Origin of the sequence: Streptomyces coryli (assembly GCF_011044975.1) — a bacterium.
Taxonomy (GTDB): Bacteria; Actinomycetota; Actinomycetes; order Streptomycetales; family Streptomycetaceae; genus Streptomyces; species Streptomyces coryli.
Map to the genome: position 1 here is coordinate 1 of NZ_JAAKZV010000037.1, position 22957 is coordinate 22957.

Consider the following 22957-nt stretch of genomic DNA (forward strand, 5'->3'; position numbering starts at 1 on the left):
CTATGGGGGTGGGCATGTGGGGTGGTCTCCTTGCGGGTTGGTGCGGGTTGGTGCGGTTGGCCCTGGGGGCCGGGTGGGTCGGTGTGGCTAGGTGTGGCTAGGTCTGGCTGGTTGCGCTGCCGGGTGGTGGGCCCGCCGTGCCGCCTGGTCGGAAGGTGCAGGCGACCAGTGGCTCGGCGGTCTGGCGGCCGGCTAGCTGGGCGGTGAGCATGCGGACGGCGGCGGCGCCTAGTTCGGCGCGGGGGATGTCGAAGCCCGTGGGTACGGGGCGGTCGCCGAGGTCGGCGGGCGGGGAGCCGAGGAGGGCGAGGGAGAGGTCGCGGGGCGCCTGGAGGCCGGCGGCCTCGGTGGCGGCGAGCAGCGCTCGCCAGGCGGCGCCGGTGTCGGTCTCCTCGGCGACGAAGGCGGTGACGCCCTCGGCTTGGCGGGCCCGGAGCCAGTCGGCGGTGATGTCGGTGGCGGGGTCGGCGGTGCGGATGACCGCCGCTGCGGCGTCGGGGGCGTGCAGACCCGTCGCGTCGCCGCCGGGCAGGCGCATCGTGTCGCCGCCGCCAGGTAGTCCCGCCTCCCCGAGCGCGGTCCGGAAGCCTTGCTCGCGGTCGGTCGACGCGGGCGCGTCGTCGTCCTCGCGGACCAGGACGATGTGGTCGTGGCCGAGGGCGGTCAGGTGGCGGACGACCGCGGCGCTGGCGGCGACGTAGTCCGCGCCGACCCAGGCCAGGCCCTCGAGTTCGTCGCGGCGGCCGATGTGGACGGCCGGGTAGCCGTGGTCGACGAGGCGGTGGAGTTCGTCGGCGGGTATGTGGCGGCCTATGAAGAGGCAGCCGTCGGCGAGCCGAACCCGCTCCAGCGCGCCGGCCGCGCCCGCCTGCGCGCCGCCGGGGCTGGAGGCGGTGAAGAGGACGAGGTCGTAGCCCTGGGCCGCGGCTTCCTGCTCGACGCCGACCAGGATCGGGTAGTACGAGTGCTCCACCGCGGTGGGGAAGGTGGCCGTGAAGCTGAAGACGCCGAGCAGGTTGTTGCGGGCGGCGGCCAGCCGGCGCGCGGCCGGATCCGGTACGTAGCCGAGCTCGCGGGCGGCGTCGAGGACCCGCTGCCGGGTGTCCTCGTGCAGCGCGATGCCCTGCTTGTTCCCGCCGAGCACCAGCGACACCGTCGTCTGCGACACCCCGGCGAGGCGCGCGACCTCCGCCTGTCGCGGCCGCCCCCGACGGGAGCGCACCGGTCCCTTTTCAGCCATTCGTCAGCCCCTCCAGCTAATGCGCATTAGTCACGGATCCGGGCACTGCCCTCGTTGACTAATGCGGATTAGCGAGAACTCTGCCGCCGGGCCGTGAGCAGGGTCAAGAGATCCGGGGTGACTAATATTCGACTAATATCCGGCGGCTCCCGTCGCGGCTGCCGTTCTCGTCGCCACCGGCTCGGCGGGCACCTTCGCCCGGCGGACGGCCCAGGGGGCGGCCAGGCCCGTAACGGCGAAGAGGGCACCCACGACGTACCAGCCGGGGCGGCCCCAGCCGATGCACAGCGAGATCAGCAGCGCCGGGCCGAGGGCCTCGGCGAGTCCCGCGCCGAGGCCGAAGACGCCCAGGTACTGGCCGGTCGCGTGGCGCGGCGCCAGCGCGAAGGACACCTCGAAGCCGGCGGCGGCATGCCACAGTTCGCCGACGGTGTGCACCATCGCGCCGGTGAGCAGCAGCGTGGCCGCCGCCCAGGCGGGACCGTCCGCGGCCAGCGAGATCAGCGAGCAGGAGACGAGGAAGGCGGCCAGGACGCGCTGTGGGCCGGTCTCCGGGAGGAGGCGGGGCATCAGGACCGCCTCCGTGCCGTGGCCAGCAGAGCGGTCAGGGTCATGGCGATCAGCAGTCCCCACGCCGGGGTGAAGCTGCCGCTCGTGTCGATGAGGAGGCCCAGCAGGGGTGGGATGAGGATGATCGCTATCTGGTTGGCGGACATGGCCAGGCCCAGCGCGAAGCCGGTGCGGTCCGGTGGGGCCGCCTCCGCTACGGCGGCGACCCAGGGGCCGTACCAGCCGTAGCCGAAGAAGCCGAGCCAGATCAGGACCGCGGCGGCCGTCGCGGGTGAGCGGCCGGCGGGGGTGAGCAGCACTGTCATGCCGGCGATGACGGCGATCATGCAGGCGGCGACGGTGGCGTAACGCCCGGATGCGATGCGGTCGCTGAGAGCCGCCAGGACGATGCGGCCGGCGGCGCCGGCCAGTTGGGCGGCGACCAGGATGAGGGCGGCGGGGCCGACGGCGAGGGCGGCCGTTTTGTGCAGGTACAGCACGGTCAGCACGCCGACGCCGTATTGCGTGGCGATCAGGCTCGTGCCGGAGAGCATGATCCGCACCATGGCCGGGGAGCGGAGGAGTTGGCGCCGGGAGTAGCCCTCCGGTGCGGGCCGCCGCGCCGCGCCCCCGCTCCGCACCGGCGGCCGCCGGTAGCAGGCCATGAAGACGGCCGCCCCCAGTAGCGCCATCGCCCCGCCCGCGACCAGCGTCGCCCGCCAGCCGTACGCCTCCGCCAGGAACGGCAGCGCGGCCGACGCCAGCGCGGCGCCCAGCGGCAGGCCCGCCTGCCGGATTCCCATCGCGAGCCCCCGCCGCGAGGTGTCGAACCACGCCGCCACCGACTTGCTGCCGCCCGGCTGCACCGCGCTGTAGCCGATCCCGGCGACGAACAGGACGGCGAGCAGGGCGGGATAGCCGGGCGCGAGCCCGCCCGCCGCGAGGCACAGGGCGACGACGACGGCGCCGATGCCCACCACCCAGCGCTCGTTGACCCGGTCCAGCAGCTCGCCGGCGGCCAGCAGACCGGCCAGCGGGGCCAGTTGGGCCGCCGATACAAGCAGGCCCAGCTGTGTCGTGCTCAACTCCAGGCCCTGCTGCAGGTGGACGCCGATGGACCCGATGCCCTGCACGAAGAAACCGGCCGCCGCCTGCGTGAAGGTGGCGACGCCGAGGACGACCCAGCGGTAGCGCCACGGGTCGCGCGGCTCGGCGGCGAGCGTCATCGGGTGGCCGGGCCTGCTGCGGATGCGTTGCCTCATGCGGCCCACCCTGCTGTAATGGTCTTATGCATCTCAACCCTTACGGCGAGGACGTCGTCAACCTGGCCGCCGACCTCGCCAACCGGCGCCCGGGCGACCCCGCCGAGCTCACGGCCCGCTGCCGCGCCGCCGGGCTGGCGCTGGACGATGCGACGCCCGCCGATCTCGTACGGACCATGGCGGCCCTCGACGCCTGGGAGAAGATCGTCGACGCCGACGCCGAACACGACCGCGCGGCGCTGCTCAACGAGATGCTGGCGACGGCCTCAGCCCACCCCCGGCTCACCAACCACACCGGCACCGGCTGGCACGTGCACTACCGCGACGACCACCAGCCGGCCGGCGCCGTCCTGCACACCCTGATCGCGGTCGGCACCGCCTTCCACCTCTCCGGCCGCGGCATGCACCGCCTCCACCGCTGCGCGGTGACGGAGTGCCTCACGATCTTCGCCGACACCTCCCGCACGGGCCGCCAGCGCTACTGCTCCCAACGCTGCGCCAACCGCGACGCGGTCCGCCGCCACCGGGCGCAGGCGGCGAAGACTGCCGGCTAGTGCTCGGTGTCCTCCCCCAGTTCGTCGTACAGCAGCGCCGACGCGTCCGCCGCTCCCGTGCGGTACGCGACCCGGGCCACCAGGTGGGCGGCGACCGCGCTCGTCAGCAGCTGGAAGAAGGCGACCAGGACGAGGGTGCCCGCGTCCACGCCGGTGCGCAGGCGCAGGGCGAGGCCCGCCAGGAGCAGCATCATGCCGAAGGTCTGCGGGTTGGTGGCCGCCGAGCTGCGGGTGAGGACGTCGCGCAGGCGCAGCATGCCGATGACGCCGGTGAGGCAGGTCGCGGCGCCCAGCAGGAGCAGGACGGCGCCGGCGAGGTCGGCGGCGGCGGTCCAGTTCATCGGCGCTCCTTGCGCGTGACGCGGTCGCGGGTGGCGATGAAGCGGGCGATGCCGACCGAGCTGGTGAAGCCGAGGAAGGCCAGCACCAGCATGATCGAGAGGTAGTAGCGGGTCCTTGTCATCGCCGCGTCCACCGCGATGCCGGCGATGATGAGGACCGCGGCGACGTCGACGGAGACGGCGCGGTCCAGCATCGACGGGCCGCGCCAGATGCGGACCAGCAGCAGCACCCCGGCAAGGACGATCAGCGCCAGCGCGGCGTTGAGCAGGATGTCGTCGGCTGTGGTCATGGTTGCGGTGCCTTTCCGTCTACGGGAGCGGCCTGGACCCGCTCGATCTCCTCGCGGGTGCCGAAGGCCCGTACCGCCAGCGCCTCCAGCTGCCAGACGTCGCGGCGGGCGCGCGCCACCACCGCGGGGTCGTCGGCGCCCGACAGGTGCAGATACAGCGTGGCCGTACCGGCGTTGACCTCGACCAGCGCGCCGCCCGGCACGCTGGAGACGGCGACCGCGGTCGCGGCGATCATCAGGTCGGTGCGGCAGCGCAGCGGCACCCGCACCACCGCGGCCGGCCGCCGCTTCCCGCGCAGCGCCAGCCGGGTCACCTCGACGCTGGAGGCGACCATGTCGTAGACCAGATAGCCGGCAAGCCGCAGGATGCCCAGCGGGCGCAGCCGCAGCTCCATGGCCACCGGCGGGAGCGGGAAGACCAGGCACAGGATGACCGCGACGACCACGCCGCTGATGAGATTGCCCCAGGTCACGCCGGACCACAGCAACATCCAGATGATGGTGAGCCAGGCGATCAGCGGCAGGTCCAGGCGCTTGTTCATGGCTTGAGCACCGCCTCGATGTAGGGGGCTCTGTCGAGGAGTTCGGCCGCCGAGCGGTCGGCCAGGCCGGTGAGCGGGGTGGCCAGGACCGTATACGTGAGGCCGAGGCCGACGAGCGCGGCGGTCGCGGCGGTCATCAGGCCGGGGATCTTCGCTGGGGCGCGCACGGCCACGGCGGTCGCGACTCCCCCGCCTCCCTCTTCTCCGTCCTCCGGTCCGTGCACCGGCGCCGCCCGCCAGAAGGCCAGATTCCACACCTTCGCCATCGCGTACAGCGTCAGCAGGCTGGTCACCGCCGCGGCGGCGAGGAGCAGATACGCCCAGTCCCCGCCATCCGCCGCCCCCGCCCGCATCACGCCCAGCTTCCCGATGAAGCCGGACAGCGGCGGGATTCCGGCGAGGTTCATCGCCGGCACGAACCACAGCGCCGCCAGCCACGGCGCGGACCGCGCCGTCCCGCCCAGCCGCGTCAGCTCCGTCGTCCCGTAGCGCCGCTCCAGCATGCCCGCCGCCAGGAACAGCGTGGTCTGCACGGTGATGTGGTGCGCCGTATAGACGATCGCGCCGCCGATCCCGGCGCGGGTGCCGAGCGCCACCCCGAAGAGCATGAACCCGATATGGCTGACCAGGCAGAACGACAGCAGCCGCTTCAGGTCGGTCTGCGCGACCGCGCCGAGGATGCCGATCACCATCGACGCGCAGGCGATCGCCATCAGCACGGCGGACAGCCGGTTTCCGGGGAAGAGCAGCGTCTCGGCGCGGATCACGCAATACACGCCGACCTTGGTGAGCAGGCCCGCGAAGACGGCCGTCACCGGCGCGGGCGCCGTCGGATACGAGTCCGGCAGCCAGGCGGAAACGGGGAACGCGGCGGCCTTCACGCCGAAGACGGTGAGCAGCAGCACCTCGCTGAAGGTCCGTACGCCCAGCGGGACATCGGGCAGCCGGACGGCGAGCTGCGCGAAGTTCACGGTGCCCGCGGCCGCGTATGTCGCGGCGATGCCGGCGAGGAAGACGATGGACGAGACGAGGGAGACGATGACGTATGTGGACCCGGCCCGCAGCCGCGCCTGGGTGCCGCCGACGGTGAGCAGCACGAAGCTGGCCATCAGCATGATCTCGAAGCCGACGTAGAGGTTGACGAGATCGCCGGCGAGGAAGCACAGCGAGACCCCGGCGACGAGGATCTGGTAGGCGGGGTGGAAGAAGGAGAACGGCGCGCTGCCGCCGCCCTCGGCGGTGTCCTGCCCGAAGGCGTAGAGCAGCACGATGAGGGTGACCACCCCGGACACGGTCAGCATCAGCCCGGCCAGCCGGTCGGCGACCAGGGAGACGCCGAGCGGTGGGGCGTAGTCGCCGAGGTGGACGGCGAGCGGCCCGTGCCGGTCGGCCTCGATGAGCAGGATCAGGTCGATGGCGACGACCGCGGCGAGCATCGCGACGGACAGCACCCGGTGCAGCCGGGTCACCCGCGGCCCGAGGACCACGGACCAGCCGCACACCGCGAGCGGCAGCAGGACGGGGAGCGGGACGAGGTAGTTCACTGGGGCTCCTCCGGGGGGTCCGCGCCGAGCACGTCGTCCCACAGGTCGTCGGAGGCGTCCGCCTCGCGCGCCTGGTAGGCGCGGGCGTCGCGGATCCGGCGGCGCAGCTCGCGGCGCAGGTCGCGCCGTTCCTTCGGGCGCTCCTCGCGCTCCCGCTCCTCCCGCAGCCGCGCCCGCTCGGCGGTCAGCTGCGCGCGCAGCGCCACCTGATGGTCCGCCAGGTCGTCCGGTACGAAGTCGGAGCCGGTCAGCTGCGTGCTGCGGTACGCCATGGCCAGCACGAAGGCCGTGGTGCCGAGGGTGATGACGACCGCGGTCAGCACGATGGCCTGCGGCAGCGGGTCGCTCATCGCCGACTTGGAGGTCCCGGGGTAGAGCAGCGGCGGCGCGCCAGCGGGGCCGCTGGCGGCGAGGAGGAAGAGGTTGACGCCGTTGCCGCACACGATGATGCCCATCAGCACCCGGGTGAGGCTGCGGGTGATGATGAGGTTGCCGCCGACGAACCACAGCACGGCGGCGCAGGTCAGCAGGGTCGCACTGACGGTCACGGCGCCCCCTTCCTGGCGAGCTGGTAGCGCGCCCGCTCCTCGGTCTGCATGTCGATCTCGCCGCCGAGCGCCCGCACCATGTCCAGCACCACCCCGACCACCAGCAGATAGACCCCCAGGTCGAAGATGACGGCGGTGCCCGCGTGCCAGTCGCCGATCAGCGGCAGGTGCCCGTGCCAGGTCCAGGCGTGCAGGACGGTGCCGCTCGCGAGGCCGGCGAGCGCGACGGTGGTGGACAGCGCCAGGCCGAGGCCGACGAAGAAGCCGGAGCGCACCGGGATCGCCGCCCGCAATTCGTGCCGCCCGCCCGCCAGATAACGGATCATCAGCCCCACGCCCGCGACCAGCCCGCCGACGAATCCGCCGCCGGGGAGGTTCTCGGCGCACAGCAGCAGATACACCGACAGCATCAGGATCGGGTGGAAGACGATCCGGGCGATGACCTCGAAGACCACCGAGCGGTGCTCGGGCGCGAGGGTGTCCCCGGCCGCCAGCCAGCTGCCCTCCGGGGCGGCCTCCCGGTATCCGCCGCCCGGGCTGATCCGGCGCCCGATCAGCGACCAGGCGGTCAGCCCGCGGGGCAGCTGCTGCGCCTCTCCGGCGGGGCGCTGCCGGGGATATACGTACAGCAGGCTGGCCACGCCGAGCACGGCGGCCGCCAGCACGGCGGACTCCCCCATCGTGTCCCAGGCGCGGAAGTCCACCAGGATCGTCGCGACCACGTCCTTCAGCCCGTGGTGCTCCGTCTCCTCGGTCATCGCGGGCCCGGCCGGCGTCACCTGCCGCGCGGCCGCGGCCAGCCACAGCACCCACGCCAGCACCAGGCCGCTGACCGCCGCGAACACCATGCCCGCGGCCCGCCGGTTGCGGTGCCGCGCGTCGCCGAAGAAGAGCGGCAGCCGGCGCAGCACGAGCACCAGCACGACGGTCGACACGGTCTCGACCCCGAACTGGGTCAGCGCCAGATCGGGCGCACCGTGCACGACGTACAGCAGCGCCGTCCCGTAACCGGTCAGGCCGACCAGCACGGCCGCCTTCATCCGCCGCTGCACCACGAGGCACATCAGCGCGCACGCGCAGGTCAGCGCGCCGGCGGCGGCCTGCCACGCGGAGTCCCACACGCGTGGCGCGGGCGCGCCCTGCCAGGGCCGGTCGGCGGCGAGGACGGCGACGAGGCCGCTGACCATGACGGCGAGCAGCGTGACGACGTAGCTGGGCAGCGACCCCTTCTGCACGGTGCCGGTCACCTGGAGGGCGGCGCGTTCGAGCCCCAGCACGCTCCGCCCGAAGGCCTCGTCGGCCGTCGGCCAGGCGATCCGCCGCCCGATCCGCGCGACCTGCCGGCGCGCCGCGAACAGCGCCGCGCCGCCCGCCCAGGCCAGCACCGAAAGCCCGAGCGCGATCCCGAGGCCGTGCCACAGCGCGAGGTGGTACGGGTGCGCGGGCGCCGGGAACTGCGCCGCGTAACGCTCGAAGAGGCCGGTGAGCCACCCGACGCCGGGCCCGAACACCGCGCAGCCCACGGCGAGCACCGCGGGCGGCGCCAGGAAGGCGGGCCCGGCCCGCCGCACCCGGGTGTCCTCGACCCCGGGCTTACGGGCGAACGCGCCCCACAGGAACCGCAGCGTGTACGCGGTGGTCAGCGCCGACCCCGCGGTGGTCAGCGCCAGCACCCACCGCTCGGCCGTCCCGCCGTCCAGCAGCGCCGCGAACGCCGCCTCCTTCGCCGCGAACCCGAGCAGCGGCGGCAGCGCCGCCATCGACGCCCCGGCCACGACCGCGGTCGCGGCCACCCACGGCAGCGCCCGCCCCACCCCCGAGAGCCGCCGCAGATCCCGGGTCCCGGCGGCCCGGTCGACGATCCCGGTCACCAGGAACAGCGGCGCCTTGAACAGCCCGTGCGCCAGGATCATCGCGATCGCCGCGAGCGCGGTGTTGTACGTGCCCGCGCCCGCGAGCGCGATGAGAAAGCCGAGCTGGCTGACGGTCCCGTAGGCGAGGACGAGCTTGAGGTCGTTCAGCCGCAGCGCCCGCCAGCCGCCGAGCAGCATCGTCGCCGTCCCCAGCGTCAGCAGCAGCGGCCGCCACGCCGGCACGTCCGCGAAGGCGGGCGCCAGCCGCGCCACCAGATACACCCCGGCCTTCACCATGGCCGCCGCGTGCAGATAGGCGCTGACCGGCGTCGGCGCGGCCATCGCGTTGGGCAGCCACAGACTCAGCGGCCAGATCGCCGACTTGGCGAGCGCCCCGCACAACACCAGCACCACGGCGGCCGAGACGGTGTTGGTGGCGGCGGGCGGGTCCTCGATGATCCGCGAGATCCGGTACGTCCCCGCCGCGTGCCCGAGCATCAGGAACCCGACGAACATGGCGAGCCCGCCGACCGTGGTGACGGTCAGCGCCTGCAGCGCGGACCTGCGGCCGGCGCGCTTCTCGCTGTCGTATCCGATCAGCAGGAAGGAGAGGACGGTGGTGAGCTCCCAGAAGAGATAGAGGGTGATCAGGTCGTCCGCCAGCACCAGCCCGAGCATCGCCCCCGCGAACCCGAGCAGCGTGCCCGCGAACTGCCCCAGCCGGCGCGTCCCGCCGGCGAAGTAGCTGCCGCAGTAGAGCAGCACCAGGGCCCCGACGCCGGCGGCCAGCAGCACCATGACCAACGCGAGCGCGTCCAGCCGGAAGGCGACATCGACCCCGTAGGGACCGATCCACGACCACGCCTCGGTGCGCGCCCCGCCCACCGCCACGCTCCCCCACTGCGCCACCGCCCAGCCGCACGCCACCGCGGGCGGCAGCGCCAGCACCACGAAACCGCGCGGCCCCGACCGCCGGATCAGCGGGGCGGCGCAGAGCGCGACGGCGAAGTGGGCGAGGACCAGCCAGGTCATTACCTATGCATATCCGTACATCAGGGACACGGTGAACGGGCCACGCCGAGAGCCGCCGACCGCGTAGCCTCGGCGCGATGGCGTATTTCCACCTCGAGCGGCACGTCCCGCTGCCCGCCGCGGAGGCCTGGCGGCGGGCCACCGACTTCGCCCGGCACGCGGACGGCATCCCGGCCACGCGCATCGTGCGGTCCGGCGACATCGCCGCCGTGGGCGGACGGTTCACCGCGCGTACTGGATGGCGGCGGGTGGGCTTCGACGACCCGATGGAGATCGTGCGCTGGCAGCCCCCGGGCGACGGCGGTACGCCGGGCCGCTGCCGGCTGGAGAAGCGCGGCCGACTGGTGCGCGGATGGGCCGAGATCGAGGTGTACGGCGAAGGGGCGGGCACCCGCGTCGGATGGCGGGAGGAGCTGCGGCCGCTCGGCATGCCGCGGGTTTTCGACCCCCTGCTGGCCCGCGCCGCGCGGGCGGTCTTCGGCCGGGCTCTCGACCGGCTGCTGCGGGGATAGGGCGATCTGCGGGTCGTCCGGAGCGCCGGGTGCGGACCCGCGGTGCGGGCGGGGGCGGCGCTGCGCAGCCGCGCTGATCAGAGGTCGTTGCGCACGATGTGCTCGATGTTGCGCTCGGCGAGCGCGGTGATGGTCACGAACGGGTTCACCGTGGTGTTCCCCGGGATCAGCGCGCCGTCCGTGACGTAGAGGCCGGGGTAGCCGTGCAGGCGGCCGTAGTTGTCGGTCGCCTTGTTCAGCACCGCACCGCCCAGCGGGTGGTACGTGAGGTGGTCGCCCCAGACCTTGCTGTTGTTGCCGAACAGGTCGATCCGGTAGATCGTCCCCTCGGTCCGGTTGATCTTGTCGAAGATGGACTTCGCCATCGTGATCGAGTCCTGCTTCCAGGCGGTCTGCCAGGACAGCCCGACCTTTCCGGCGCCCGCGTCGTACGTGAACTCGGCGCGGTGCGGGTTCTTCGTGATCGACAGATAGAAGGAGGCGTACGTCTCGATGCCGGTCGGCAGCGGCGCGACCTCGGCGAAGGCGCCGCCGGCGTCCCAGTTGTCGATGCCGGAGCACGGGATCGTGGACTGCACATCGCCGGTGGCGTCCCACATGTGGTTGGCGCGGCCGCACATGACGTTGCCGTTCTCGCCCCAGCCCTTGCCGACCTCGCCGTTGAGCTTCGGCAGCGCGCCGGTGGCCTTCAGCTTGACCAGCAGCTTGCTGGTGCCGACGCTGCCGCCGGCGAAGAACACCTTGGCGGCCGTCACGGTCTTGGTGGCCACGGTGGCGCCGGCGGTGTCGAGCTGCCTGATGGTGACGGTGAAGCCCGTCCCGCCCGCGACCGGGGCGACGCCGGTGACCTCGTGCAGCGGCGAGATGGTGACCCGGCCGGTGGCCTTCGCCTTCTGCAGATAGGTCTTACCGAGCGTCTTCTTGCCGTAGTTGTTGCCGTAGAGGATCTCCTGGCCGAGCGCGGACTTGGGCACGGTGCCGTTGTCCTCGGCGACCATGTAGTCCCAGTCGTATACGTCCGGGACGAAGGTCCAGGCGAAGCCGGAGCGCTTGGCGTGCTTACGGCCGACGCGCGAGTACTGGTAGTACGACGTCCGCTCGAACCAGTCGGGGTTCACCAGACCCACCCCGAGCCCGGCGTTGGCCCGCGGGTAGTAGGTGCCGTACATCTCGTCGGCATTCACCGACGGCAGCACCGAGGCGAAGTTCTGCCGCTTCGGCGTGACCGCCATGCCGCCGTTGACCAGCGAGCCGCCGCCGACGCCGCGGCCCTGGTAAACGGTGATCCCGGGGAACTCCTCCGCGTCCAGGATCCCGGCGTGCTTCGGGACGGCCTTGTCGAGCGGGAAGCCGAGGAAGTTGCTGAGCGGGGCCTTGGTCTTCGTCCGCATCCAGAAGGAGCGGTAGTCGGGGCTGGTGACCTTGGGGTGGATCCGGCCGTCGGGGCCCGGTGCCACGGTGGCCCAGTCCTGGCCCATCTCGATCATGTGGACGGCGACGCCCGCCTCGGCCAGGCGTAAGGCGGTGACCGAGCCGCCGTAGCCGGTGCCGATGACGAGGGCGGCGACCTGTGCGCCGTTCGCGATGTGGGCGGCGGCGCGGGCCGGAGTGGCGTACGTGCCGACGGCGGCGGCGCCCAGAATGGAACCGGTTCCAGCGACGAACCGTCTTCGGCTCAATCGGGCCGAACGACCCTCGGGCTGGGGTGAGTTGCCCATGTGACGTGCCTCACTCTCCGTTGGATAGCAACGGGTTCTACTGAGGGTGAGACGAGATGTATACGGCAACGTTCCGGTAACTTCTGCGTGCCGAATGAACCTATGTGATAACTGCGGCGCCCGCGAAAGGTCGTTACCAAGGGGTAGGCGGCCCAACGGCTCTTGCTATACAGTCCGTCAGCAAGCAATGGAGCTGTAACGCGAGCCGAGGAGTTCCGGCATGGTCACCACCCGCTTGCTCGAATCGTCCGCGATGCTGTCGTACGACCCGGCGGTGGAAGTCGACTGGGACACCCCGCTGGACAAGGACTTCCACGGCGCCAGCCCGGAGTGGTCCACGCTCTACGGCACCAAGTACTGGGACGAGATGACCGAGGCCCAGCAGAAGGAACTGACCCGCCAGGAGGCGGCGTCGGTCGCCTGCACCGGCATCTGGTTCGAGATGATCCTGCAGCAGATGATCCTGCGCGACGTCTACGCCAAGGACGCCTCCTCCGACGACGTCCAGTGGGCGCTGACGGAGATCGCCGACGAGTGCCGGCACTCCATCATGTTCGCCCGCGGCGCCCGCAAGCTGAACGCGCCCCCGTACAAGCCGCACCGCGTCGCCATCGAGCTCGGCCGCGCCTTCAAGACGATCGCCTTCGGCGAGGCCGCCTACGCCGCGATCCTCGTCGCCGAGGAGGTCCTCGACGTCATGCAGCGCGACTGGATGCGCGACGAGCGGGTGGTGCCCTTCGTCCGCACCATCAACAACATCCATGTCGTCGAGGAATCCCGGCACATGAAGTTCGCCCGGGACGAGACCAAGAAGCGGCTGGCGAAGGCCGGTTGGGTCCGCCGCCAGATCCACGCCCTCGTCATCTCGATCGCCTCGTACGTGATCGTCACCAGCATGGTGAACAAGAAGGTCTACCAGCGCGCGGGCCTGGACAGCGAACGCGCCATCGCCGAGGCGCAGGCCAACGAGCACCACAAGTCGATGATGCGCTCGAGCTGCGCCGGGCTGATGGAATTCCTCGCCTCCGCCAAGCTGCTCACGAAGCCCGCGCTCGTGTTCTACCGACGCGCCCACCTGATCTGACGCCTCCGTTACGAGCCCCAGGGACCCGAGCCGCACCCATGACGTACGCCATCACCCAGACCTGCTGCAACGACGCCACCTGCATAGCCGTCTGCCCGGTCAACTGCATCCACCCCACCCCCGAGGAACGCGCCTTCGGCAGCACCGAGATGCTGCACATCGACCCCAAGGCCTGCATCGACTGCGGCGCCTGCGCCGACGCCTGCCCGGTCGACGCGATCTTCCCGGTGGAGGAGCTGACCGGTCCGCAGCGCCAGTACGCGGCCATGAACGCGGCGTACTACGCGGACGCCGATCAGCAGGAGCCCCCCGCCGGCAGCCCGAACTTCCACGCCTGGGGCCCGCCCGTCTTCGACCGCGTCCTGCCCTCGGACTTCCGCCCGCTGCGGGTCGCGGTGATCGGCACCGGTCCGGCCGGCATGTACGCGGCCGAGGACCTGCTCCTCCACACCAGCGCCGAGGTCACCCTGATCGACCGGCTCCCGGTGGCGGGCGGCCTGGTCCGCTACGGGGTGGCGCCCGACCACCCCGGCACCAAGGGCATCGGCGGCACCTTCGCCCGCTTCCACAACCACCCCCGGGTGCGCCTGCTCCTCGGGCTGCACGTCGGCGACGACGTATCGACGGCCGAAGTAGCCGCCCACCACGACGCGGTCATCTACGCGGTCGGCGCCTCCACCGGCCGCCGCCTGGACATCCCCGGCGAGGACCTGACCGGCAGCATCACCGCGACGGACTTCGTCGCCTGGTACAACGCCCACCCAGACATCGCCCCGGACGCGATCGACTTGTCGTCGACAGAGCGCGTGGTCGTCGTCGGCAACGGCAACGTCGCCCTGGACGTGGCCCGCATCCTGGTCGCGGACCCGGCGGAGCTGGCCGGCACGGACATCGCGGACCACGCGCTCGCGGCACTGCGCGCGTCGAAGGTGCGCGAGGTGGTGCTGCTGGGCCGCCGCGGGCCGGAACATCTGGCGTGCACGCGGCCGGAGTTGCTGGCGCTGAAGCACCTGCGGGGTGTCGAGGTCACGGTCGACGCGCACGATCCGCGTACCGCGGACGCGATCGACGCGGCGGGGCCCGACGACACGGCGGCGCTGCTGACGGGGCTGCCGCGGACAGCGGTCGACTGGTCGGCACCGCCTGCGGAGGGCCGCCGGATCGTCTTCCGGTTCCACTCGGCGCCGGTGGCGGCGGATGGTGCGGAGGGGGTGGGGGCGGTACGCGTGACGGGGCGCGCGGCTTCGGCGGACGGCTCCGACGGCTCGGAAGGTCGCGGCGGCTCCGACGGCTCCGACGGCTCCGAGGCGGCGATCCCCGCCGGCCTCCTCGTCCGTGCCATCGGCTATCGCGGTGCCCCCGTCACCGGCCTCCCCTTCGACGACGAGACCGGCACCGTCCCGCACACCGCCGGCCGCGTGACCGGTCACCCCGGCACCTACGTCGTCGGCTGGATCAAGCGCGGACCCTCCGGCGGCATCGGCGCCAATCGCGCCTGCGCCGCCGAGACGATCAGCACCCTCCTCGCCGACGCCGTCGACGGCTCGCTCACCGAACCCGCCCGCTCCACCCGCGAGTTCCGCCGCCTGGCCCGCCGCCGCACCCGCCACCTGGTGGACGCCCGCGGACTGGCCGCGATCGAGCGCACCGAGCGGGCCCGCGGCGCCCGCGAGGGCCGCACCCGGGTCAAGCTGGCGACGGTCCCGGAGCTGGTCGCGGCGGCGCGCAGCCGCCGGCTGGTGCGCTGACCTCTCAGCCCCAAGTGCACTGCGGGCAGCGGCACGACCATTCGTCCGGGACCGGTCGCCGGTCCGGCGGGTCGTCCCGCTCGCGCGGCCGCACGATGTCACGGGCGCGGCGCATGCCGGTCAGCTGTTGCTTGAGGACGGGGTCGGCGGTGGGCTGGAGGCGGGCTATCGCGCGGTCGATCTCTTCGCACAGCCGATGGCGGATCGCGTGCTCCATGTCTTCTGCCACGATGCCCTCCTGTTCAGGCGCTGTTGGTGTCGTACGCGTCCGGCGCGGCCATCGCTTCCAGGAAGCTGTCGATGGTCTCGTCGGTGACGTGCGGCATGACGTAGAGATGCGCCTCATCGCGCAACCGGCCGTCCGGTCCCGGCGTCTGCTGGCCCACCAGACCGAAGGCCCGCATGATGTGCTCCGCGGGCCGAAGGAAGCGGATGGCCAGTGCGTTCCGGGCGCGTTCCGCCGCGATATGCGGGCCCAGTTCACCGAGGCGCTCATGGGTGTGCGCGGCCAGCCGCAGGCAGCGCTCCACCGCCTCGATCTGCCGGTCGTGGGTGCGCTGGGAGATCGCCGCCCACAGCAGCAGCGGGGCCAGTCCGTCCCGCGCTCCACCGATCGTCGTGTCCGGGGAGCCGACGTAGCCCGGCTTGGAGGGGGGAGCGACACGCAGCTCGTTGCGGGTGAGGTACACGCCCGTCGGGTACGGGGTGCCGAACCACTTGTGCCCGCTGGTCACGATCGAGCACACGTAGGGCAGCCGGAAGTCGAAGACCGGCGCGTTGCCGTATCCCCCGGCCATTTCGAGAAAGGGGAGATAGCCGGCGCCCAGCGCCCCGTCGACATGAATCCAGTAGCCCCGCCGCTGGGTTTCCGAACCGAGGAGGCCGTGCCGCTCCAGGACCGGCTGCACACAGTCCCAGATTGCCCGGGGGTCATCGATCGCACCCTTGAAGGTGGATCCGACATTGCACACGACGATGGGGGCGTACCCACGGGCCGCGAAGAAGTCGATCAGCTGGGCGAGAGCCGCGGCGTCGACCAGACCGTCGTTCTTTCCGCACGCCTCCGTGGGCACGGAAAGCGGCCAGGTGCCGTCGTCGGTGATGGGGCATTGTCCGGGAAAGTCACGGCTGCCGACGTCGCCCATCATGTCGAGCTGCAGCATCTGGGCGGCCTTGGCGAAGCTGTAATGCACCTCCCGGGATGCGAACAGCAGCGGTTTGCGGGCCGCGGATTCCTGCCCTCCCGGTACAGTGCCGCACAGGTCTCGGCCGGCCAGATAGTCGCGCGCATTCCACAGGCAGTACAGCGTCCCTTCCGTGGACCCCATCGACAGCACATACCCCCACGACGCCGCACGCGTTGCCGGATCCGCGGTCGAGTCCTCACCTGCCAGCGGCGGCGCGTGCCAGAGGTGAGCGAAGTATTTCAGCACCTCCTGTTCCAGGAATTTGGTGTTGAGCTTGGTGAGCGAATTCGCCATCGGGTCACCGATGTTGTCGAGGTGCAGGTCGAGGAAATCGGTGATGGGCTTGGGCATGTCGATGTCCTGCGACCACTGATAGCCAAGCATCTTCCGCTGTGCGCTACGGAAGTAGTGCGCCAATTCGCGAAGGTCTTCCGTATTGGCCCGGGTACGCCCATCGGGCGCCAACTTGAAAGCACGCAGCATTGATTCCATGCACAAATCCCTTCTTCGCGGCTCTGCCCTGAGACTGACTCAGGGATTCCGGGAGGCCTGTCACTCAACTCCCGGCCGGCGGCCGGCGGCGTTTCCGCACTCGCTTCGGCCCTTACCCGAGCCTCCGGGATGAATGTTGCCGGGTCAACATAGCCAGGGGGGCGCGCGAAGCATGCCGGAACTCCCGACTGCGTCGAGCGCGGGGCGATCCCCGTATTCACCCACGAAGTTGGTTACTCCGATAATCGTCAGCCCAGCACCACGAACCGCCCGCGCAGCTCCGTGCCGTCCGGCAGCTTCCATCCGGCGGTGACGTCGCCGCGCGCCGGGGCGTCGGCGGGGGTGGGGTGCAGGACGCGGCAGACGGTGATCGTGCCCTCGGCGGCAGCCCCGTCGAGGCGGGCGGTCACCGTCGGGTCCGGGGTGTCGTTGACGCTCTGCATCTGCGGCACGGTGCCACCCGAGAAGAGCGCCCGCAGCTCGGCGTCGAACACCGGGTCAGCGGTGGCGTCGTACAGCCGCCGCAGCCCGAGCACGCCGTGCTCGGACGTCCCGACGAGAGCGTCCTCGGCGCCCGGCAGCGGATCGCTCCGATACGTCATCGGCACGTGATACGAAACCGGGCTCGCGCCCGCCGTGTCATTGACGACCATGAACTCGATCCCGACCTCCCCCTCCGGATCATCGAGCCGGAACCCCCCGGCCTTGGCCAGCTCCGGCCGCACCCCCGCCTCACCGACATACCACGGCTGCTTCGGCAGCCATGCGGTGAGCAGCTCCAGCTTGGTCGGCTTCATCGTCGTGTGGTGAATGATCGCCATGCCCCTGCCCCAACCCTTCCTCGATCGCCGAGCCGATCATGCCACCGGCCCCCGCCCACCCGCGCGTCCTTTCCGCGGCGGTGGCCCGGCATACTCGCGGTATGAACGACATCACGATCCGGCGGGCCGAGCCGCGGGACGCACGGCGGCTGACCGCGATCATGCGGGCCTCCCGGGCGTACGAGGGCCGCTACGCGTCGATCATCGAGGGCTACCGGGTCAGCACGGAGTACATCCACCGCCACGAGGTCTACGTGGCCGCCGACGACACCCGCGTCCTCGGCTTCTACAGCATCGTCCTCGACCCCCCGGAGCTGGACCTGCTCTTCGTCTCGGACGCGGCCCAGGGCCGCGGCGTCGGCCGCCGACTGCTGGCCCACGCCCGCGACCGGGCCCGCGCAGCGGGCCTCGACGGCCTCCGCATCGTCGCCCACCCGCCCGCGGAGGACTTCTACCTCAGCCAGGGCGCCCGCCGCACCGGCACGGTGCTGGCAAAGCCCCCGGCCGTCCAGTGGGACCGCCCGGACCTCTGGCTGGACGCGGCGTAGCGGCTCAAAACAGCCCACCCCCTGCCACAATCCCTTCGTGGAGCGGGGGATCCTCGAGCGCGACCAAGAACTCGGGCAGCTCGTGACGGCCGCGAGGGAAGCGGCGGCGGGAGCCGGCTCCGTGGCGCTCGTTTTCGGCGAGGCCGGCATCGGCAAGTCCAGCCTGGTCAGAGCGCTGCCGCCGACCCTCCCGGACGGGTCCCGCACCCTCGTCGGCCAGTGCGACGACCTCACCACCCGCCGCCCCCTCGGCCCGTTCACCGACCTCGTCGGCACCGTCGGCCCCGACCTGACCAAGGCGCTGGCGGACGCCGGCGACCGCCAGAGGGTGTACGACGCCCTGCGTACCGAGCTGAGCGCGCCTCCGCACCCGGCCGTACTGGTCGTCGAGGACGTGCACTGGGCCGACGAGGCCACCCTCGACGCCCTTCGCTACCTGGTCCGCCGCATGGCGCAGCTCCCCGCCCTCCTCGTCCTCACCTACCGCGACGACGAGCTCGACCGCGAACACCCCCTCCGCCACCTCCTCGGCCAAGTCCCGCGCTCGGACCGGCTGCACCGGCTGCCGCTCCCCCGCCTCAGCGAGGCGGCGGTACGCACCCTGGGCGCGGGCAGCCGCCTGGACCCGGCGGAGGTGTACGCGGTGACCTCGGGCAACCCCTTCTTCGTCACCGAGGTACTCGCCAACGGGCAGGAGGGCGGCGTCCCGCCGACCGTCGTGGACGCCGTCCTCGGCCGCCTGCGCGGCCTGCCCCCGGCCACCGTCGACGCCCTGGAACAGCTCGCCGTGGTGCCGACGGCGCTGGAGCGGTGGCTCGTCGACACCCTCGTGCCCGGCGGCATCCAGGCGCTCGCCGCCGCCGAGCAGCGCGGCCTGCTCGTCGTCACCCCTGACCGGGCCGGCTTCCGGCACGAACTGATCCGCCGCGCACTCGCCGACTCCCTCCCCGCCGCCCGCCGCATCGCGCTCAACCGCGAGGTGCTCACCGCCCTGCTGGCGTACCCCGAGTCCGCGTCCTGCGACGGCGGCGGCGCCTGCGATCTGTCGCGGATCATGCACCATGCCGCCGAGGCGGGCGACCTCGACGCCCTCGCCCGGCACGGCCCCGCCGCCGCCGCGGACGCCGCCCGCGCGGGCGCGCACCGCGAGGCGGCCGCGCACCTCGCGCTCGTGCTGCGGCAGCGCGGGCGCTACGAGCCGCCCGAACTGGCCACGCTGCTGGAGCAGTACGCCATCGAGTGCTACACCCTCGGCGACTCCGGGACCGCCGTCGCCGCCCAGCACGACGCGGTGGCGCTGCGCCGCGCCCTCGGCGACAACCGCAAGCTCGGCGCCGACCTGCGCTGGCTGTCCCGCATCCACTGGTGGGCGGGCGATGTGCCGCTCGCCGCCGAGGCCGCGCGCGAGGCCATCGCCGTACTCGAACGCGAAGGCGACCCCGAGCTCCTGGCCCTCGCCCTCAGCAACCAGGCGCAGCTCCACATGCTCGGCGACCGGCACGCCACCGCGATCGACATCGGCGAGCGCGCGGTGGCGCTCGCGCGCGAACTCGGCGATCCCGCGCTGCTGTCGCACGCCCTCAACAACGTCGGCTGCGCCCGCTGGCGGAGCGGCGACGCGGCCGCGGGACGGCCGGTGCTCGAGGAGAGCCTCCGGGTGGCCCTGGCCGCCGGCGAGGTGGAGCACGCCTGCCGGGCGTACGTGAATATCGTCTGGAGCCTGCTGGAGAACCTCAAGTACGCCGACGCCGACCGCTTCCTCACCGCCGCGATGGACCTCGCCGACCACGCCGAACACCTCGGCTTCCTGGGCTATATGTACGCGGAACGCGCCATGCGCGAACTCGCCGCCGCCCGCTGGGACGCCGCCGCCCGCGCCGCGGGCCTCGCCGCCGACCTGCACGTCCCGGCCCGCTGCCCGGCGCTCACCGTGCTCGGGCGGATCCGCGTGCGCACCGGCAGCCCCGGCGGCGAGGAGCTGCTGGCGCAGGCGTGGGAGCTGGCCGTACGGACCGGGGAGCTGCAGCGGACCGGACCGGTGGCGGCGGCGATGGCCGAGGCGGCGGCGTTACGCGGCGACGATCCCGCGGTGGTCGCGGCGGCGCTGCCGGTGTACGAGCAGGCGCAGCGGCTGGGTGTGGAGCACCTGCGGGCGGAGCTGGGGTACTGGCTGTGGTGGGCGGGGGCGCCGGAGCTCGGTGCCGGTGACGCCGCCGCGTGCGGTCCGGCTTTCGGTGGGACGGGATCCGCCCCGCGGAACGCCCGCCCACAGCCTCTTAGCCACCCGTACGACCTGCAAGCCGCCGGACTCTGGCGCGAAGCGGCCGCCGCCTGGCAGGAAGCCGGCTGCCCGTACGAGCGTGCCGCCGCCCTCGCCGGATCGCCGCTCCCCGAGGACCGGTTCGCCGCCCTCTCCCAGCTCGACGCCCTCGGCGCGCGGCCGCTCGCGCGGGTCGTCCGGGCGGGGCTGAAGGCCGAGGGCGTGCGGCACATTCCGCGCGGCCCGGCGCCCGCCACCCGTAGCAACGCCGCCGGGCTGACCGGCCGCCAGCTGGAGGTGATGCGGCTGCTGGCGCAGGGGCTGACGAATGCCGAGATCGCCGCGCGTCTGGTGGTGTCCGTACGCACCGTGGACAACCACGTCGCCGCCGTCCTGGAGAAGCTCGGCGCCCAGTCCCGCCGCGACGTCCTGTCCCGTGCCGCTGCCCTGGGCCTGCTCCCGGCGCGGCGCCCGGTCTAGGTAGGTCACCTCGCGGGATAGGCAATCGCCCCCCATACGCGCGCCGTTCTCCCCGCGTAGAACTGCCCCATCGACATCGCCCGAGGGGGAGCACACTCATGACGACCACACCCGCCCAGGCCGCCCGCCGCGAGCTCACCGGCTTCCGCGGCCGGATCACCGGCCCCGGCGACGCCGGCTACGACGAGGCCCGCGCCATCTACAACGCCATGCACGACAAGCGCCCGGCCGTGGTGGCCAGTTGCACCGACGCCGCCGACGCCGCCCGCGTCATCCGCTTCGCCCGCTCGCAGCAGCTCCCGCTGGCCGTCCGCGGCGGCGGCCACCACGGCGCCGGGCTCGGCTCCGTCGACGACGGGATCGTCCTCGACCTGTCGCCGATGAACGAGATCAGCGTCGACCCCGAGCGCCGCACCGTCCGCGTCGGCGGCGGCGCCGTCTGGGGCGACGTGGACCGGGCCACGTACGAGCACGGCCTCGCGGTCCCCTCGGGGATCATCTCCACCACCGGCGTCGGCGGCCTCACGCTCGGCGGCGGCGTCGGGCACCTGACCCGGCGCGGCGGCCTGACCATCGACAACCTCCTCGAGGCGGACGTCGTGCTGGCCTCCGGCGAGAGCGTGCGGGCGAACTCGACCACGAACCCGGAGCTGTTCTGGGCGCTGCGCGGCGGCGGCGGGAACTTCGGCGTCGTCACCTCGTTCGTCTTCCGGGCGCACCCGGTCGGCGACGTCATCGCCGGGCCGACCTTCTGGCCGGTCGAGCAGACGGCTGAAGTCCTCGTCGCCTACCGCGACTTCATCGGCACCGCACCGCGCGACCTCAACGGCTTCTTCCTGATCGGCGCGGTGCCGCCCGCCGAGCCGTTCCCCGAGGACCTCTGGGGCCACAAGATCTGCGGCGTGGTCTGGCACTACGCCAAGCCCGACCTGGAGGCGGCGCAGACGGCGATGAAGCCGTTCCTCGACGTGCTCCCCGAGCCGCTGCTGCACGGACCGCACGAGGTCCCGCACCCCGGCATCCAGGCCGCCTTCGACGGCCTCTACCCGCCGGGCCAGCAGTGGTACTGGCGCGCCGACTTCGTCCGCGACATCCCGGACGACGCGGCCGCGCTGCACGCCAAGTTCGCCGCGGAGCTGCCCACTGGCCAGTCGACGATGCACCTCTACCCGGTCAGCGGCGCGGCCCACGACCTGGCCTCCGAGGACACCGCCTGGTCCTTCCGCGACGCGAACTTCGCCTCGGTCTACGCGGGCGTGGACGCCGACGCGGCGAACGCGGATCTCGTCAGCCGCTGGACCGTCGACTACTTCGACGCCCTGCACCCGTACTCGATGGGCGGCGCCTACGTGAACATGATGATGGACGAGGGCCAGGAGCGGGTCCGCGCCAGCTATCGCGACAACTACGCCCGGCTGGCGCGTATCAAGGCCGAGTACGACCCGGAGAACGTCTTCCGGATCAACCAGAACATCGAGCCGGCGGCGTCCGTCTAGCGCCCGTCCAGCCCGTACACCCGCCTCGCCGTGCCCGACCGGAACAGGTCGCGCTCGGCGGGGCTGAGTGCGTCCGTCAGCGCCTCGGCCGCCTCCACCACCTCGGCGTACGACGCCGCCAGCCGGCACACCGGCCAGTCCGAGCCGAACATCAGCCGGTCGGGGCCGAAGGCGTCCAGGGCCGTATCCGCGTACGGGCGCAGGTCCTTGACCGACCAATGCCGCCAGTCGGCCTCCGTGACCAGGCCGGAGAGCTTGGCGGCGACGTTCGGGAGGGCGGCCAGCCGGCGGAGGTCGGCGGCCCAGGGCTCCAGGGCGCCGGCGGCGATCGGCGGCTTGGCGAGGTGGTTCAGGACGAAGCTGAGGCCCGGCACGGCGCGAGCCGCGGTCACCGCGGCGGGGAGCTGGTGCGGCAGCACCAGCAGGTCGTACGTCAGCCCCGCCGCCTCGACCGCGCGCAGCCCGCGCAGCACGTCCTCGCGCTCCAGCCAGCGCGGATCCGGCTCGCCCTGCACCTGGTGGCGGATGCCCACCAGGTGCTCGCCGCCGGGGAGTTCGCGCAGCCGCGCCAGCTCCTCGGCCACCGAAGGGGCCGTCAGGTCCGTCCAGCCGACCACCCCGGCCACCAGGTCGTGCGCCGCCGCCAGCGCCAGGAACTCCGGGGTCTCGGCCGCCACCGTGACCGTCTGCACGAGCACGGTGCGCGTCACCCCGGCCGCCCGTGCCTCCGGCTCCAGGTCGGCCATCGCGAAGTCGCGGCGGATCGGGGCCATGGCGGCGCCCGTGATCCACTCCTGGTCGCGTACGGACAGATCCCAGACATGGTGGTGGGCGTCGGTGAAGGCCACGGCGGCTC

Annotated in this window: 21 protein-coding genes; 7 read left to right on the top strand and 14 right to left on the bottom strand. The window is 72.6% G+C overall.

Annotated elements, in window-relative coordinates; translation table 11 throughout:
* Positions 1 to 97: 97 nt before the first annotated feature.
* From G5C51_RS11560 to G5C51_RS11570, 3 genes are all read right to left on the bottom strand, one after another.
* Positions 98 to 1240 carry a LacI family DNA-binding transcriptional regulator gene (locus G5C51_RS11560; protein WP_165236055.1) on the bottom strand — a complete coding sequence of 381 codons (1143 nt, stop codon included), beginning with the start codon at positions 1238 to 1240 and terminating at the stop codon, positions 98 to 100.
* Positions 1241 to 1372: 132 nt separating this feature from the next.
* Positions 1373 to 1810, bottom strand: a complete 438-nt coding sequence (locus G5C51_RS11565) for a hypothetical protein (protein WP_240929573.1) — start codon at positions 1808 to 1810, stop codon at positions 1373 to 1375.
* Positions 1810 to 3051 (bottom strand): MFS transporter, encoded by a 1242-nt coding sequence (locus tag G5C51_RS11570; RefSeq protein ID WP_240929574.1) that lies wholly within the window; start codon positions 3049 to 3051, stop codon positions 1810 to 1812. Before G5C51_RS11570 ends, G5C51_RS11565 begins: the two co-directional genes overlap by 1 nt.
* 26 nt (positions 3052 to 3077) lie before the next feature.
* Here G5C51_RS11570 and G5C51_RS11575 point away from each other — a divergent pair, with 26 nt between their 5' ends.
* Complete coding sequence (locus G5C51_RS11575; protein ID WP_165236058.1) at positions 3078 to 3605, top strand: CGNR zinc finger domain-containing protein; 528 nt, start codon at positions 3078 to 3080, stop codon at positions 3603 to 3605.
* On the opposite strand, the gene mnhG is transcribed toward G5C51_RS11575, so the two are convergent.
* The 6 genes from mnhG to G5C51_RS11605 are packed head-to-tail and all read right to left on the bottom strand — an operon-like array spanning position 3602 to position 9755.
* Entirely contained in the window at positions 3602 to 3946 is a 345-nt protein-coding gene (gene mnhG / locus G5C51_RS11580; RefSeq protein WP_165236061.1) for a monovalent cation/H(+) antiporter subunit G, read from the bottom strand. The genes G5C51_RS11575 and mnhG overlap by 4 nt on opposite strands.
* Entirely contained in the window at positions 3943 to 4236 is a 294-nt protein-coding gene (locus G5C51_RS11585) for an MrpF/PhaF family protein (protein ID WP_165236064.1), read from the bottom strand. Before G5C51_RS11585 ends, mnhG begins: the two co-directional genes overlap by 4 nt.
* Positions 4233 to 4778, bottom strand: coding sequence for a Na+/H+ antiporter subunit E (locus G5C51_RS11590; protein ID WP_165236067.1), 546 nt, complete (start codon positions 4776 to 4778; stop codon positions 4233 to 4235). Before G5C51_RS11590 ends, G5C51_RS11585 begins: the two co-directional genes overlap by 4 nt.
* The gene (locus G5C51_RS11595; RefSeq protein WP_165236070.1) at positions 4775 to 6322 is read right to left on the bottom strand and encodes a Na+/H+ antiporter subunit D; all 1548 of its coding nucleotides are present in this window, start codon (positions 6320 to 6322) and stop codon (positions 4775 to 4777) included. Before G5C51_RS11595 ends, G5C51_RS11590 begins: the two co-directional genes overlap by 4 nt.
* On the bottom strand, positions 6319 to 6870 hold the full coding sequence (locus tag G5C51_RS11600; RefSeq protein WP_165236072.1) for a Na(+)/H(+) antiporter subunit C: 552 nt from the start codon (positions 6868 to 6870) through the stop codon (positions 6319 to 6321). Before G5C51_RS11600 ends, G5C51_RS11595 begins: the two co-directional genes overlap by 4 nt.
* Positions 6867 to 9755, bottom strand: a complete 2889-nt coding sequence (locus G5C51_RS11605; protein ID WP_165236074.1) for a Na+/H+ antiporter subunit A — start codon at positions 9753 to 9755, stop codon at positions 6867 to 6869. The genes G5C51_RS11600 and G5C51_RS11605 overlap by 4 nt, the downstream gene beginning before the upstream one ends.
* 77 nt (positions 9756 to 9832) lie before the next feature.
* Here G5C51_RS11605 and G5C51_RS11610 point away from each other — a divergent pair, with 77 nt between their 5' ends.
* Positions 9833 to 10267 carry an SRPBCC family protein gene (locus tag G5C51_RS11610; protein WP_165236076.1) on the top strand — a complete coding sequence of 145 codons (435 nt, stop codon included), beginning with the start codon at positions 9833 to 9835 and terminating at the stop codon, positions 10265 to 10267.
* 77 nt (positions 10268 to 10344) lie between these two features.
* Here G5C51_RS11610 and G5C51_RS11615 read toward each other — a convergent pair whose 3' ends face one another.
* Positions 10345 to 11985: a GMC oxidoreductase gene (locus G5C51_RS11615; RefSeq protein ID WP_165236078.1), complete on the bottom strand. Its 1641-nt coding sequence runs from the start codon at positions 11983 to 11985 to the stop codon at positions 10345 to 10347.
* 220 nt (positions 11986 to 12205) lie between these two features.
* On the opposite strand from G5C51_RS11615, the gene G5C51_RS11620 reads away from it, so the two are divergent.
* Complete coding sequence (locus G5C51_RS11620; RefSeq protein WP_165236080.1) at positions 12206 to 13069, top strand: AurF N-oxygenase family protein; 864 nt, start codon at positions 12206 to 12208, stop codon at positions 13067 to 13069.
* 38 nt (positions 13070 to 13107) lie between these two features.
* Positions 13108 to 14817: an FAD-dependent oxidoreductase gene (locus G5C51_RS11625; RefSeq protein WP_165236082.1), complete on the top strand. Its 1710-nt coding sequence runs from the start codon at positions 13108 to 13110 to the stop codon at positions 14815 to 14817.
* A 4-nt stretch (positions 14818 to 14821) separates the two neighbouring features.
* Here G5C51_RS11625 and G5C51_RS11630 read toward each other — a convergent pair whose 3' ends face one another.
* The 3 genes from G5C51_RS11630 to G5C51_RS11640 all read right to left on the bottom strand — a co-directional run bounded on the left by G5C51_RS11630 (position 14822) and on the right by G5C51_RS11640 (position 17317).
* A complete protein-coding gene (locus tag G5C51_RS11630; protein ID WP_165236086.1) occupies positions 14822 to 15046 on the bottom strand; it encodes a hypothetical protein in 225 nt (74 codons plus the stop codon).
* Positions 15047 to 15059: 13 nt separating this feature from the next.
* Positions 15060 to 16496 (bottom strand): pyridoxal-dependent decarboxylase, encoded by a 1437-nt coding sequence (locus tag G5C51_RS11635; RefSeq protein ID WP_165236089.1) that lies wholly within the window; start codon positions 16494 to 16496, stop codon positions 15060 to 15062.
* Positions 16497 to 16744: 248 nt separating this feature from the next.
* Complete coding sequence (locus G5C51_RS11640) at positions 16745 to 17317, bottom strand: maltokinase N-terminal cap-like domain-containing protein (protein ID WP_165236092.1); 573 nt, start codon at positions 17315 to 17317, stop codon at positions 16745 to 16747.
* A gap of 101 nt (positions 17318 to 17418) precedes the next feature.
* Here G5C51_RS11640 and G5C51_RS11645 point away from each other — a divergent pair, with 101 nt between their 5' ends.
* From G5C51_RS11645 to G5C51_RS11655, 3 genes are all read left to right on the top strand, one after another.
* Positions 17419 to 17865: a GNAT family N-acetyltransferase gene (locus G5C51_RS11645; protein ID WP_165236095.1), complete on the top strand. Its 447-nt coding sequence runs from the start codon at positions 17419 to 17421 to the stop codon at positions 17863 to 17865.
* Positions 17866 to 17902: 37 nt separating this feature from the next.
* Positions 17903 to 20605 carry an AAA family ATPase gene (locus tag G5C51_RS44025; protein WP_165236098.1) on the top strand — a complete coding sequence of 901 codons (2703 nt, stop codon included), beginning with the start codon at positions 17903 to 17905 and terminating at the stop codon, positions 20603 to 20605.
* A 98-nt stretch (positions 20606 to 20703) separates the two neighbouring features.
* Positions 20704 to 22101 carry an FAD-binding oxidoreductase gene (locus G5C51_RS11655; protein ID WP_165236101.1) on the top strand — a complete coding sequence of 466 codons (1398 nt, stop codon included), beginning with the start codon at positions 20704 to 20706 and terminating at the stop codon, positions 22099 to 22101.
* On the opposite strand, the gene G5C51_RS11660 is transcribed toward G5C51_RS11655, so the two are convergent.
* The gene (locus G5C51_RS11660; RefSeq protein ID WP_165236104.1) at positions 22098 to 22949 is read right to left on the bottom strand and encodes an amidohydrolase family protein; all 852 of its coding nucleotides are present in this window, start codon (positions 22947 to 22949) and stop codon (positions 22098 to 22100) included. The two genes, G5C51_RS11655 and G5C51_RS11660, sit on opposite strands and share 4 nt — an antisense overlap.
* Positions 22950 to 22957 lie beyond the last annotated feature (8 nt).

What these genes read in the sequence shown, in the direction of transcription:
- G5C51_RS11585 (WP_165236064.1), bottom strand. Translation starts at nt 4,236, where the DNA reads ATGACCACAGCCGACGACATCCTGCTCAACGCCGCGCTGGCGCTGATC.
- G5C51_RS11560 (WP_165236055.1), bottom strand. Translation starts at nt 1,240, where the DNA reads ATGGCTGAAAAGGGACCGGTGCGCTCCCGTCGGGGGCGGCCGCGACAG.
- G5C51_RS11635 (WP_165236089.1), bottom strand. Translation starts at nt 16,496, where the DNA reads ATGGAATCAATGCTGCGTGCTTTCAAGTTGGCGCCCGATGGGCGTACC.
- G5C51_RS11655 (WP_165236101.1), top strand. Translation starts at nt 20,704, where the DNA reads ATGACGACCACACCCGCCCAGGCCGCCCGCCGCGAGCTCACCGGCTTC.
- G5C51_RS11570 (WP_240929574.1), bottom strand. Translation starts at nt 3,051, where the DNA reads ATGAGGCAACGCATCCGCAGCAGGCCCGGCCACCCGATGACGCTCGCC.
- G5C51_RS11640 (WP_165236092.1), bottom strand. Translation starts at nt 17,317, where the DNA reads ATGGCGATCATTCACCACACGACGATGAAGCCGACCAAGCTGGAGCTG.
- G5C51_RS11610 (WP_165236076.1), top strand. Translation starts at nt 9,833, where the DNA reads ATGGCGTATTTCCACCTCGAGCGGCACGTCCCGCTGCCCGCCGCGGAG.
- G5C51_RS11620 (WP_165236080.1), top strand. Translation starts at nt 12,206, where the DNA reads ATGGTCACCACCCGCTTGCTCGAATCGTCCGCGATGCTGTCGTACGAC.
- G5C51_RS11575 (WP_165236058.1), top strand. Translation starts at nt 3,078, where the DNA reads ATGCATCTCAACCCTTACGGCGAGGACGTCGTCAACCTGGCCGCCGAC.
- G5C51_RS11625 (WP_165236082.1), top strand. Translation starts at nt 13,108, where the DNA reads ATGACGTACGCCATCACCCAGACCTGCTGCAACGACGCCACCTGCATA.
- mnhG (WP_165236061.1), bottom strand. Translation starts at nt 3,946, where the DNA reads ATGAACTGGACCGCCGCCGCCGACCTCGCCGGCGCCGTCCTGCTCCTG.
- G5C51_RS11565 (WP_240929573.1), bottom strand. Translation starts at nt 1,810, where the DNA reads ATGCCCCGCCTCCTCCCGGAGACCGGCCCACAGCGCGTCCTGGCCGCC.
- G5C51_RS11645 (WP_165236095.1), top strand. Translation starts at nt 17,419, where the DNA reads ATGAACGACATCACGATCCGGCGGGCCGAGCCGCGGGACGCACGGCGG.
- G5C51_RS11615 (WP_165236078.1), bottom strand. Translation starts at nt 11,985, where the DNA reads ATGGGCAACTCACCCCAGCCCGAGGGTCGTTCGGCCCGATTGAGCCGA.
- G5C51_RS11590 (WP_165236067.1), bottom strand. Translation starts at nt 4,778, where the DNA reads ATGAACAAGCGCCTGGACCTGCCGCTGATCGCCTGGCTCACCATCATC.
- G5C51_RS11605 (WP_165236074.1), bottom strand. Translation starts at nt 9,755, where the DNA reads ATGACCTGGCTGGTCCTCGCCCACTTCGCCGTCGCGCTCTGCGCCGCC.